This is a genomic window from Clostridium niameyense (assembly GCF_001243045.1).
Taxonomy (GTDB): Bacteria; Bacillota; Clostridia; order Clostridiales; family Clostridiaceae; genus Clostridium_F; species Clostridium_F niameyense.
In genome coordinates this window covers 1,595,930-1,608,644 of the sequence record NZ_LN849007.1, presented here as the reverse complement: position 1 = coordinate 1,608,644, position 12,715 = coordinate 1,595,930, and the positions used below count along the sequence as shown (strand labels likewise).

Sequence of the window (12,715 nt, the reverse complement as noted above, 5' to 3'; positions counted from 1 at the left end):
AGAAGCGTTAGGAGGTGTATAAACTGGAAATAAAATCAGGATTTGGTGTAATAAAAAGGCTTATTTTAGAAGTCAAGCCATTAATACCAGTTATGTTAATTACTATATCTATGGAGTATTAGGCCTTTTGTTAGCAATTTCTATTGAAGTTTTTAGTTCTGTAGCTATATGGGGATGTACTAGGATTAAAAATGATAGTACCTTTTTATAAAGCGTTAAAAATAATAATAGCAGCGGCAGTATTTAGAGAATTATTTAGATATAAAACAATTATCAGGACATTTTATAGTTTTTAAAATATTAGCTATTTTAAGACATAAGGTGTTCATTGCTTTAAGAAAATTAACACCAGCAAAGTTGGAAAGTAATGAAGTTAGGATTTTAAAATCCATAAAACAAAATTGTAAAGACAAGAGTATAATACTAATATCTCATAGGAAATGAACTACAGCTATATGTGATAAAATATTGGAATTAAAAAATTCAAAAGTGAACGTAGTTCAAGAAAGTAATTGTTAAAAATTAATATTGTAAAATGTACCAAACTTTTAAAACTTATTAAAAGTTTGGTACATTTTTTTAAAAAAAAAGGAAATATTAATATATATAGTTATTTTTATCTTTAACTATGTAGGAGGGATTTTATGAAAAAGTCATCTATAGTGATAGCTGTATTTCTGTGCGTAGTATTGGTTTTAGGGCAAGTTAGAATTCTAATAAATACTATTTATCCTAAAATGTCTAATAATGAAAATGAAAAAATTCATTTAAATACAGGAAATACAATTAGAGTTATGGCAAATACAGAAGATAATATGTCAACAAAAATTGCAGATATTTTATATCCATCAGTAAATTATAAAAGTAAACCAGATGGATTGATAGTAATTAAATCTGATAAATGGCAGCAGGTGTTAAGTCTAATGCCTTTAGTAAAAGAATATAAAAGTCCTATTATTCTTTTAAAAAATAATAATGAAAGAGAAATTTTAAATTACATAAAAAAGATAAATCCTAATGGTATTTCTAAGTTGGATAATTGTAAAATTATTCTTTGTGGAACAAATACTAAAACGTTTAAAGATAAGCTTGAATTTAATGGATTTAAAGTAAGAGATTTAACATATAAAAATACGGATGGTCTTTTAGGTGAGGTTTATAAAATTAGTAATTTTAATAAAGATAAAAATTATGGTTTTGTAATATCAGATGCGGAACCTTTAAGATCTATTCCACTTGCTACCTGGATAATTAAAAATGGTGGTATACCTCTATATATAAATAATGAAAAGAAACTATATAATTCTTCAAAATCTGTTTTAGACAAATTAGATAAAGTATATATACTAGGTAAAAAAGATAATGCAAAAGAAGATTTTGTAAAGTCCTTAAAGGTACCATTTAAGATTATTTCAGGATATAATGATGAGAATTTTGCTATTAACTTTGCTAAATTTTATGACAAAGAAGAAGGGATTGGATGGCATAATAATAGATCTAGAACAAATAGTAATCACAACTTTATACTTTGTTCAAAGAGTGAACCCATGTTGGCTTTAATTGGATGTGAATTAGCTTTAAAGGGAAAAGTGGGCCCTATGCTTTGGACTGACAATAAAAATTTATCTCCTTTAACAGAAAATTATCTATGGAGGATAAAACCTAATTATTTTGAAAGTCCAAAGGAAGGACCATTTAATAATATATGGATAATTGGAAATGAGAATATAATACCTTTCTCAATTCAAGCTACAGCAGATTATACTCAAGAAATCGCACCGTATACTACAATGGGAGTAAGAGGTGTCAGTGGCATAGAGGCTTTATCTATAATATTTAGTTTGATATCTTTATTGGGGGCATTATGGACTGGACTTCATGCTTTTTATAGAATGCCTAATCTAACTTTATTTATAAGAATTATGTGGATACTTACAGTGCTTGTTCTAGGACCTATAGGATTATGGTTATATATAATGTGTTATATAAATTCTCCTTGGATAAAAATTAATAATAATGTGGTTTGGCTAAGGTCTTTATGGAAACAAACTTCAGTAGCTACTATATCTACATTATCTTTTGGGGCATCCACTATAATAGTATTAAATTATTTATGGAGTTTTATAGGATCTCCTTTAATTCCCTTCTATGGAAGGTATGGTATATTTCTGTTAGGAAATCCTATGATAATAAAATTTATAGTATCTTATTTTGTAGCTTTTTTCTTAAATGCATATTTGTTTATGCCTACTATGTTAATACAGTTAAAGAGAATAGAATATAAGGATGCTGTAAAGGAGGCATTACCTGTAGCTTTTATTTCTATAACTTTTACTTCAATTGGAATGTTATTGAGTATATGGTATTTAAACATGGTATATTCTCCTGTAAGGGTTAAAGAAACCAACATATTATGGTTTGGATTTATGGCACTTTCTACTTTTATTGGATTTTTGACAGCTTATATTCCAAATTGGATTCTTGTTAAAAAAGGGAAAAAAATGGGTATTATGTAGCAGGAGGTAAAAAATGATTAAAGGTGATATGTTAAATAAAAGATACAAAATAGTTATAGTTTGTTCCAGCATATTTTTAATATTATTTTTATATTTAATTTTATTTTATAAACACAATAACTATAATTATAATATAAAAAGTTATATATCTAAAAATACTATAGATTCTAAAATTACATCTAATACTTTAAGGATAGAAGGAAAAAATCTATATGACACCTGTAGAGCTATAAGTGAAACATCATATCCTTCTACTTTAGATTATAATAGACCTAATGCAGTTATATTAGTTAGAGATGATAAAATAACAGAGGGTATACTAGCTGCAAGGATGTGCAATGATCCTATAGATGCCCCTATATTATTTACTAAAAAAGAAAACATTCCAGAATCTACATTAAAAGAAATAGAAAGATTAAAACCTAGGGGAATAAGTGAAGATAAAAACACAAAGGTGATTTTATTGGGGGATATTGGAGAAGGTGTAGAGAGAATATTAAATGATAAAGGATTAAGATATACTAATATACAAGGAGAAGATATATATGAATTAAGCTTTAATATTGATAACTATCTATCTGCTTTGAATGGAAATCACAAAGATAATGTCATAATAGCACCAATAGAAAAGCCAGAATATGCATTGCAGCAGCTTTCTTGGAGTTCATATAAAGGTGATGGATTCTTTTTTATAGAAAAAGATAAAATTCCTGAAGCTGTAAAAAAAGCTTTAAAGGCAAGACAGGGTGGGGCTTATATTTATATATTGGGAAATGATTTGCATGTATCTTCAAAGGTTCAAGGTGAACTTTCAAAGTATGGTCATGTAGAGAAAATACCGCAAGGAGAAGATATATATAATCAGGTTGTGGGATTTAATAGATATAAAGATTTAGGTAAGAATTTTTCATGGTGGTTTTCAAAACAACAAAGGGAATTTGGTTTTGGTATTACAAAGCCAGGAAATAGTTTTATATTTGTAAATCCTAAGGATTGGCAAGTAGCAGTAGCTTCCACAGCATTATGTCATAAGGGGAAATACTCATCTATATTATTTGTAAATAAAAATAATATACCTTATGCAGTGGAGAGTTACCTTAAAAATATAAGACCAACTTATAATTGCCCTCAAGAGCATTTGAATAATCACGGATTTATAGTTGGAGACAGTAATTCAATTAGTGATTCAACGCAAGTAGAGATAGATAGAATTTTAGAATATAAAGAGGTGAATAATAATGGCATCTAATAATACAGATATGCAAGAACAAATACAAAATCAAATGAAGCAAAGATTAGAGAATTTGCCTCGTTTTACTTATAGAGTAACTAAATTTTTTGAACATGAAAGTGATTTACAAAAGGTTATTGATGATTTAAATAATAATGGTATACCTAATTTAAGTAGTAGAAAACTTACAGATAATTATATAGAAGAAATATATGAAATGTGTATATTTTTTAAAAAGGAGGGTAAAAGTGTATTAAAATCAGCAATATATGCTACAGCGATAGGATTTATTTTAGGGATAATTCATGGTATGGGATATATATCCTTACCATTTTTGAATTCAGTATCTTCTGGAGGATTAGTTGTATCTACCTTGTTGCTGTCAATAATGTTAGGAGTGATATTTGGAACTTTTACAGGTATTATCATGTTATTTAAACCAATAGCAAAAATAAAACCTGGATATTATATGTTAACTATTTATAGTGATTATGAAAACAAACAGAAGATAGACAGTATAGTAGGAAAGCATATAACATTCCAAATATAAAATAATTAAGGGATTATGTAGTCATTCATATGAATGCCCCCATAATCCCTTAATATTATATTATTGTTGTTGCTGCTGTTGTTGTTGCATTTGAATTTGTTGTTGAATTTGTTGTTGTTGTTGTTGTGGTTGATATTGAGGTTCTTCGCTCATAACAAAATTAATTCTGCTTTGAAGCATATTTTCACATACTTTTACGCTTTCAGCTATTTGACTGAAAAGTTGTTTAGCATTAGGATCATCTGTATCTAAAGAAAATGTTCTACAGTTTGATTCCGTACTCTTTAGCATCTCCATAGTTTCATTTAATTTACTTATAACAGTCATATATAATACCTCCACTTTTTTATATTGATATTATCTATTATCTCATCACAATAGTTAAATTATACTTATTTAACAAATAATAATGCTAGACTTAATATGTCTATTTTTATAATTAATAGATTATATTGAAATATATAGGAAATTGTAATTAGACACATTATGGTATTTTATGTTATAATTTAAATGCAATTATAAAAAAGAAGAGAGTATTAATTTAAAATTGAGATATAAAAATAAATAATATTTTAATAAAATTATATATAAATTTGAAAACTTAAAAAACAAATAAAATAGAAGATTAAATGATAAAAAATATAGCAAATATTTAAAAAACCTATAGATCCTTATCAAAATGATACTAAAAGTATAAATTCTCAAAATGATACCGTGAATCTATAGCATTTTGAGAATTTTATTATTTTTTCAACCAATATATAATATTTAATCATTGGCACAATAATTGCTTTATAATATAGTGAAGTTAAAAAGTTTTGTTGTTTTGATAATTTATATGGTAGTGGTAAGAAGTTTAACGTTTTGGTAATTAGAAGGAATTAAAAAGGGTTACCTACGTAACCCTTTAATTTCAATTAACCTGATATTTTTTGTTGACTCTTTTTCTTTTCGTAATTACCAAACATTTTCCATCCAATCCAACTTAAAAGTATTGGTCCACCTATGCTTAGTAATTCAAAGAATATAATTTGTCTTGTTGTTGTATAGTCTGATGGTGGGAAGAAAGATGTTACTATTCCAAAAACGACACTTAGAAAACCTATGATTCCTACTACGATTGAAAAATTCTTTGATTTTGATATTTCATAGAAATCTTCGGTTGAATTTGTTTCAGTTTTTTCTCTCTTCTTTATTTTTATATAAGCACTAAACATTAATAAATAAGGAATTAATCCTGTTATAGCTGTCATTATTATAAGGATTGAATATATGGCATTAACTGTTGGCAAAAGAGTTGTAATTGCTATTACTATTGAAATACCCACAGCTTGAACTAATAATGCATTAGTTGGAACACCATTTTTGTTTGTCTTTGTTAAGGATGATGGAAGAACACCTTTTTTACTAGTTTCAAATAACATTGTTATAGGTGACATTATATATAAGCTAGTACCACCTAAGGCTTCCACAGTCATAAGCAATGACATTAAAGTTAAGAACCAGTGTCCAATTCCGAATTTTTCGGTTATTAATCTAAAAGCTTCAATAAGTCCGTTTGCCGCACCAATGTCTTCTGGTTTTACTACAAAAGTGATAGCAGATGAACATAGGATATATAATATAGTTATAAATATAGCACAAAATATAATTGCTTTAGGGATTACCTTTTTTCCATTTTCAACTTCACCAGCAAATGCTGCTGTTACTTCAGCACCTGTTAATCCAAACATTACAGAAGATAGTAAGGCTAAGTTGGATATATTTGAAAAATCTGGTATCATTGTACTAACAGTATAATGTGTTGCAAGAGGTCTTTTTAAGACAAAAGCAGACACATAACCCAATATTATAACAAGTAAGGCTGGAATTACACTACCAACAAGTCCACCTAAAACTGCGAATTGTTTACTATTTCCAGTTCCTCTAAAACTCCATAAAGTAATAAACCAAAAAATTCCCAAAACCATAAATAAGTTATAAAATTTGTTGTTTGCAAGATTAGGATCTATGACATATGCAAATGTAACTGCTGCATATGTTACAAAGCCAGGATAGAAAAATAATTTACTAACCCAGTTAAGCCAGGATACCAAAAAACCCATTTTTTCACCATAAGCTCTTGTAACCCAGATACTTAATCCTCCCTGCTCAGGATATTTACCTCCTAGTTCTGCAGCAACTAGTGCGCTGGGAATAAAAAATAATAGCGCAGAGATACCCCAAAGTACTGCACAAGAAGCACCATACTTAGCTGAAACAGCTACCCATCTTAATCCTAAGATGGCTGTCATAGTCATTAGAACCATATCTTTAAATTTTAACGACTTCTGCATTTTATAATCACCCCTTATATAAAATTTGTAATAGGGTAGTATACCCAACTTAAGTGTAAATAAAATTTGTTAAAAAATCAAGATATTTTTTTAACAAAATGCTCAAATTCGAAATAATAGGAGAAAAAATGAGTTAATGTTATTTTTCACAATTTAAAATGGAGAAATGAAAGGAAAACATAAAATTCTGATAAATTATAGACATTGAAGTTATATCAGTAAATTTATTATACTTATAACTAAAATAAATAAATTATTGTGCAATAAATATATTAATATAAAATACTGTTATATTTTTCGCAAAATAAAGAAGGATTTTGAAAGAAGATGTAGAAATATTGAATTAAGAGTAAAATTAACATTAAATTCTAGTCATTGTTAGGAAAATGTTTCAAGATGAGAGTTATTTTTTTACAGTATAAAACATTATTCTCAATGACAAGGGAACACTTTGTTAATTTTATGATAAACTTTTTTATTTCTCATTTATGAATAAGTTTAACAATGTGTAAAATTTAACGATTATTTAAGTTGTTAATTTTTATACATTCTTATATAATTTATATTGAGAGTTAATATTAAAGTGTTATAGAGTTCTAATTATATATATGATAAATTATATATATAAATTAGAATTTTAAATAAGTTATAAGTTTAAAGGAGGAAATTAGAATGAGTTTTGAATTACCAAAATTTACCCCACCAGATTTTACAAAGAATTTATTTAAAGATGCCCCAGACGTAAAAATAGGGGAAGTAGTTAAAGAAGGAGTTGCTCCTGATAATTTTCATTTAACTTCAATATATCCTGAATACTATAAAGTTAATGGAAAATGGATGCTTCCTGAAAAAGGATTTATGGATTGCGTACCGATAGTTAAGGATAATGTTATAAAAGTAGTAGAAATGCAAGAATTAAAAGTAGGCGACAAGGTAATTCTTGGAAGAAAAAGAGATGCAAGTGAAGGAATATTTGAATATAAAGATGGTTTTGGAACAAATATGATAACTGAGATGGGTAGATCACCTGAAACTTCATATTCAAGAGATTATAAAAAGTTATATGAATTAATGAAATATGAAAAAGAACATAATGGTCACATAGTATGGGTTCTAGGACCTGCAGTTGTATTTGACTACGATACACGTGTAGCTCTTTCAGCTTTAGCTAAAGAAGGATATGTAAATGCATTAATGGCTGGAAATGCTATGTGTACACATGACCTTGAAGGAGGACTTTTAGGTACAGCTCTTGGTCAAAATATATATACACAAGAAACAGTACCACTAGGACACTATAACCATTTAGACTTAATAAATGAAGCAAGAAGAGCAGGTTCTCTTGAAGCATTAGTAGAAGAAGGAAATGTTAAAAACGGCTTCATAAAAACATGTATGGAAAATAATATTCCAATAGTACTTTGTGGTTCAATCAGAGATGACGGTCCACTTCCTCCAGTTTATGCAGAAGCATCAAAAGGTTTAGAAGCCATGAAAGAACAAACAGAAAAAGCTACATTAGTTATAACAATAGCAACAGTTCTTCATTCAGTAGCAGCTTCAAACTTAACTCCATCATACACTGTAAAAGGTGGAGAAGTAAGACCTGTTTATATGTATTCTGCAGATATAGCTGAATATGCTACAAATCAAGTGGCTAATGCAAGAAGACATGTTGGAATAACAACAATAAATACAAACGTTCAAGATTTTGTTGTTAATGTTAAAAAGAATTTATTAGATAAATAATAGCGGTTTAATATAGATTAAAAAGATTAGAAATTTAAGAATTTTAAGGAGGAATAGACAATGAGTTTTGAATTAGCTAAGTTTACCCCACCAGATTTTTCAGATGAGTTTTTTAGAAATGCACCAGATGCAAAAACTGTGGAAGTCGTTAAAGAAGGAGTAGTGCCAAGACATTACCACGCACTTTCAATATATCCAGAATATTTTAAGGTTAATGGAAAATGGGTTCTTGCAAATGAAAGTCGTATGGACTCAGTTGCAAGAGTAAATGATGAAGGCGGAATAGATGTAATTGAATTTAGACATGCACATGTTGGAGATAAGATTGTAGTAGGAAGAACTGAAGATGGTACTGAAGGTATTTATTTATACAAAGGTGGTTTCTTATCAAAAGAAGGAAATAATGACCAATTTGCTTTCAGAACAGGAAGATCAAGAGAAACAGCTTTCTCAAAAGATTATGATGATTTATATGAAAGACTACAATATGAAAAAGAACATGATGGACATATAGTATGGGTATTAGGACCATCAGTTGCGTTGGATAAAGAAACAAGAGATGCTTTTGCAGATCTTGTATCTAATGGATACGTAAATGCACTTTTCTCAGGAAATACACTTGGAAGTTATGATCTTGAAATGGGTATGTTCGGAACTGTATTAGGTCAAGAAACTTTCAATTATGATAAAGAAGAACATTACAACTATGTTGATTCTATAAATGAGGTAAGAAAAGCAGGCTCATTAGAAGAATTCTTCTCAACAGGAAAAGTTAAAGATGGAATATTAAAAGCATGTGTAGATCACGATGTTCCAGTTATACTTGCAGGTACTATAAGAGATAGATTTAATTTACCATGCGTATACGATAATGTATATGAAGCACAAGATGCTATGAGAAAGCATACAAGAAAAGCAACAATGCTTATATGCTTATCTACAGTATTACACACAATAGCAGCTGGTAACATGACACCATCTTATACAAGAAAAGATGGTACAGTAAGACCAGTATTTATATACTCAATAGATATTCAAGAATTCTCAGTTAATAAATTATCAGATAGAGGAACTCTTGAAGTTAGAACAATAGTTGCAAATAGCCAAGACTTTATTATGAATGTAAGAAATGGCGTTGTTAAATAAAATTAAAAAATATATAAGATATTTTATAGGCAAAAGCACCTGTAATGTTTACAGATGCTTTTGTTTATAAATAAACAATTTTATAAATAAACAATTTTATAATTATGGGAGGATATATTAATGGCTTCAGCAGAAAAAAAAAATATTAAACTTTCAAAGAATGAAATAGATAATTTAAGTAAATCTGGGGTGGAAAAGCTACACAAGATAGAAGATGAATTAAATGAATTTTTCGTAGAACGCGAAGAAGTTATAAAAGATGCTATGAGGGCTTTAATTATAGGTCAACATGTATTTTTATATGGTCCTCCAGGAACAGCAAAGAGTCTTTTAGTTTATGAATTATGTAGTAGAATACAAGGTGCTAAATATTTCCAGTGGCTTTTAAATAAGACTTCAGATCCTGCTGAAATAATAGGACCATATAGTATAAAAGCTATGGAACAAGGTAAGTTTTCAAGAAAAACTGATGGTAAGCTTCCAGAGGCACATATAGCTTTTATAGATGAAATATGGAAATCCAATGAGCCTACCTTAAATATATTATTACCTCTTTTAAACGAAAAAATATTTTATAATGATGGAAAACCAGTAGAGGTACCTTTAATAACTATGTTTTGTGCCAGTAACGAACTTCCAGAAGAAGATGAATTAAATGCACTTTATGATAGAATCATATTTAGAGATATTTTAGACTATGTAAAAGACATGGAAAACAGAGTTAAAATGCATAAAAACTATATAAATAAAAGAGCAAGTAAAAGTTTAAATAAAGATGAAGAGAAAGCTACTATAAGTTTAGAAGAAATATATGCTCTTCAAAAAAGAGCTAGAGTGATAGAAATAAGTGAAGATATTTATTATAATTTTGAAAAATTGATTACTGCTCTTAGCATGAGAGGAATAGTAATTTCAGATAGAAGACAAAATGAATGTTTAAAAGTTTTGCAAGGTAATGCAGTATATGAAGGAAGATCCAAGGTTATATTAGAGGATTTTGAATCATTAAAATATGTACTTTGGAATAAAGTTAAAGATGTAGAACAAATAGAGGAAGAAATTTTAAGAATAATAAATCCTTTTGATGATAAAATAAATGATTATGTTAGAAAGTTTAGAGAAATAAAAAATCATATAGAGAGTATATATAGTAGGGATGAAAAATGTAAGGCTTCCATAGAAGGAAAAGTAGCTATAGATACCATATTAAAAAAGATGCATATGGTGGTAAAACAAGCTAAAGAAAATGAGAGATCAACTAAAGACATGGAAGATAAAATAGCTTATATAAAAAAATATAATGTAAGATTAGCAGAGCAAGCTCTTAACATAGATTTGAGTTCTAATGAAGATATCTTTTAAATTTTAGGAGGAGAACTATATGTTATCAAAATATGGTGATGTACTTTTTGAAGAGAATATTAAAAAATCCTTCAACTTTAAGGCTAAGGATGTATCTTCTGTTTTGGGGCTTAATCATAGTGTTTCATTATCAGAACAGTGTGTAAGACACTATGAAATAGATTTAGAGATATATAATGATATCTTTAAAGATTCAAGGGAAATGAGGGTTTTATTAGAAGAAGGAATTAAATATCTTCCAGTGTTTGATAGATTATATAAAGATATTTTTTTCTGTCTTTATAAGTATTCTCCTGTTATTTATAAGGAATGTAATATAAGAGCTAGTTCTAAAATAAATAACCAAATTATAAGAAAAATAGTTAAATTAAGGGAGTTTAAAAAGCTAAGAAAGAGTTGTTGCCTAGATGTGTTTAATTCTGCTATTGGATGTGAAGTACTTGGGAAAAAAGCTATTGAAATTCTCAAAAAAATGTCACAAAAAAATCATACAGATGAAGATGATAAGAATGAGGAAAAAACACAACAAGAGGAAGAAGAGACTAAAAAGGACACATTAGGTGGAATAGGTGGAATAGATAAAGGTAGTAGAAATACTGATCAAGATAATATACCAGACTTAATAAATGAATTAAAACAGCTAGAAGAAGATGTGGATAGTTTAAGTAGAGAAGAAACTGATGATTATATAAAACAAAGTATAGAGGAAAGTGGTCATAGCAGGGAAAATTTAAATCAAGAAGATATGAAACAACTATATTTAACTTTGGAGGAAGCTAAGAAAAGGCTTGAAGAAAAAGAAAGATATTTTAAAGAAAAGTTAAAGGGAGAACAGGATTACATAGAAGATTTTGCTCAAGACATGGTAGAAGCCTTTAACGAAGCAGATATACAAGTAAGAGAATTATCAGAGTGTGTAGAGAGCTGGGGAATGAGTGAAAGTAGTAGGAAACCTTCTAGAATACCCTTTGATGTAAAAAGAGATGCAGTAGAAAAAATAAGACAATCTAAAAAGTTAAAAGAGTTATCTAAAATAATAGGTAGATTTAAAGAAACTGCTTTAGAAGATGAAAAGAAAAAAAGTAAAGATGGAGCTTTATCCATAAATTCTGTTAAGATAGGAAATGAAATAATAAGAACTCTCCCAAGTGAAAAAATGCTTTTATTGAATCCTATTACTAAAAGAGAATTTTACAGAAAATATAGTGAAAAAGAGTTGCTTCAATATGAGCTACAGTCTAATAAAGTAAAAATAAAAGGTCCTATGGTAGTATGCATTGATATGTCAAGTAGTATGAAGGGAAGTAGAGAAAAATGGTCTAAAGCTGTAGCAATAGCTTTGCTTGAAATAGCTCAGATGCAAAAAAGGGATTTTGCAGCAATATTATTTAATGAAAAAGCTTTAGATCCTATTATAATTGAAAAAGATGAAGTAGATCCTAAGAAGATATTAGATATTGCAGAAAGATTTGATGGAGGAAGCACTGAGTTTGAAGAAGTCTTAGAAAAGGCATTAACTGTTATAGAAAACTCAGTTTTTAATAAAGCTGATATAGTATTTATAACTGATGGTCATTGTATAGTTGGAGATGACTTTTTAAGGAAATTTAATAAGATAAAAAGACAAAAACAATTTAAGGTTATAAGTGTATGTATAGATGCTGGTTCAAAAAAGGGAAATATAAAAACATTAAGACCTTTTTCAGATGAAATTTTACTTTTATCAGAACTTGCTGAACTTGAAAATGCTAATTCAAATATAGTTCATAAAATATTCCAGAAAGTATAATGGAATATTAAATTTAAAATATATAACTAAAAATTA

General features: G+C 28.0%; 9 protein-coding genes and 1 pseudogene. 8 read left to right on the top strand and 2 right to left on the bottom strand.

Annotation, left to right across the window (positions count from 1 at the left end):
- Window positions 1-23: 23 nt before the first annotated feature.
- From BN1711_RS12935 to BN1711_RS08565, 4 genes and pseudogenes are all read left to right on the top strand, one after another.
- Window positions 24-372: pseudogene (locus BN1711_RS12935) on the top strand (ABC transporter ATP-binding protein); the annotation flags it as partial.
- A 272-nt stretch (window positions 373-644) separates the two neighbouring features.
- A complete protein-coding gene (locus BN1711_RS08575) occupies window positions 645-2,516 on the top strand; it encodes a DUF4396 domain-containing protein (protein ID WP_050607741.1) in 1,872 nt (623 codons plus the stop codon).
- 13 nt (window positions 2,517-2,529) lie between these two features.
- Entirely contained in the window at window positions 2,530-3,765 is a 1,236-nt protein-coding gene (locus BN1711_RS08570) for a cell wall-binding repeat-containing protein (RefSeq protein WP_050607740.1), read from the top strand.
- Window positions 3,755-4,297: a hypothetical protein gene (locus tag BN1711_RS08565; RefSeq protein WP_050607739.1), complete on the top strand. Its 543-nt coding sequence runs from the start codon at window positions 3,755-3,757 to the stop codon at window positions 4,295-4,297. The genes BN1711_RS08570 and BN1711_RS08565 overlap by 11 nt, the downstream gene beginning before the upstream one ends.
- A gap of 60 nt (window positions 4,298-4,357) precedes the next feature.
- On the opposite strand, the gene BN1711_RS08560 is transcribed toward BN1711_RS08565, so the two are convergent.
- A complete protein-coding gene (locus BN1711_RS08560) occupies window positions 4,358-4,624 on the bottom strand; it encodes a DUF1657 domain-containing protein (RefSeq protein ID WP_050607738.1) in 267 nt (88 codons plus the stop codon).
- Between the two features lie 590 nt (window positions 4,625-5,214).
- Window positions 5,215-6,633 carry an APC family permease gene (locus BN1711_RS08555; RefSeq protein ID WP_050607737.1) on the bottom strand — a complete coding sequence of 473 codons (1,419 nt, stop codon included), beginning with the start codon at window positions 6,631-6,633 and terminating at the stop codon, window positions 5,215-5,217.
- Between the two features lie 672 nt (window positions 6,634-7,305).
- Between BN1711_RS08555 and BN1711_RS08550 the strand changes: the two genes are divergently transcribed.
- The 4 genes from BN1711_RS08550 (at window position 7,306) to BN1711_RS08535 (ending at window position 12,679) form a co-directional block, all read left to right on the top strand.
- On the top strand, window positions 7,306-8,382 hold the full coding sequence (locus tag BN1711_RS08550) for a putative NPN-dependent ornithine cyclodeaminase (RefSeq protein WP_050607736.1): 1,077 nt from the start codon (window positions 7,306-7,308) through the stop codon (window positions 8,380-8,382).
- A gap of 60 nt (window positions 8,383-8,442) precedes the next feature.
- The gene (locus BN1711_RS08545; protein WP_050607735.1) at window positions 8,443-9,528 is read left to right on the top strand and encodes a putative NPN-dependent ornithine cyclodeaminase; all 1,086 of its coding nucleotides are present in this window, start codon (window positions 8,443-8,445) and stop codon (window positions 9,526-9,528) included.
- 120 nt (window positions 9,529-9,648) lie between these two features.
- Window positions 9,649-10,890, top strand: coding sequence for an AAA family ATPase (locus BN1711_RS08540; RefSeq protein ID WP_050607734.1), 1,242 nt, complete (start codon window positions 9,649-9,651; stop codon window positions 10,888-10,890).
- A gap of 19 nt (window positions 10,891-10,909) precedes the next feature.
- On the top strand, window positions 10,910-12,679 hold the full coding sequence (locus tag BN1711_RS08535; RefSeq protein ID WP_050607733.1) for a VWA domain-containing protein: 1,770 nt from the start codon (window positions 10,910-10,912) through the stop codon (window positions 12,677-12,679).
- The last annotated feature ends 36 nt before the right edge of the window (window positions 12,680-12,715 follow it).

Coding starts and splice junctions, on each gene's coding strand:
- BN1711_RS08575 (WP_050607741.1), top strand. CDS start 645: ATGAAAAAGTCATCTATAGTGATAGCTGTATTTCTGTGCGTAGTATTG.
- BN1711_RS08570 (WP_050607740.1), top strand. CDS start 2,530: ATGATTAAAGGTGATATGTTAAATAAAAGATACAAAATAGTTATAGTT.
- BN1711_RS08565 (WP_050607739.1), top strand. CDS start 3,755: ATGGCATCTAATAATACAGATATGCAAGAACAAATACAAAATCAAATG.
- BN1711_RS08560 (WP_050607738.1), bottom strand. CDS start 4,624: ATGACTGTTATAAGTAAATTAAATGAAACTATGGAGATGCTAAAGAGT.
- BN1711_RS08555 (WP_050607737.1), bottom strand. CDS start 6,633: ATGCAGAAGTCGTTAAAATTTAAAGATATGGTTCTAATGACTATGACA.
- BN1711_RS08550 (WP_050607736.1), top strand. CDS start 7,306: ATGAGTTTTGAATTACCAAAATTTACCCCACCAGATTTTACAAAGAAT.
- BN1711_RS08545 (WP_050607735.1), top strand. CDS start 8,443: ATGAGTTTTGAATTAGCTAAGTTTACCCCACCAGATTTTTCAGATGAG.
- BN1711_RS08540 (WP_050607734.1), top strand. CDS start 9,649: ATGGCTTCAGCAGAAAAAAAAAATATTAAACTTTCAAAGAATGAAATA.
- BN1711_RS08535 (WP_050607733.1), top strand. CDS start 10,910: ATGTTATCAAAATATGGTGATGTACTTTTTGAAGAGAATATTAAAAAA.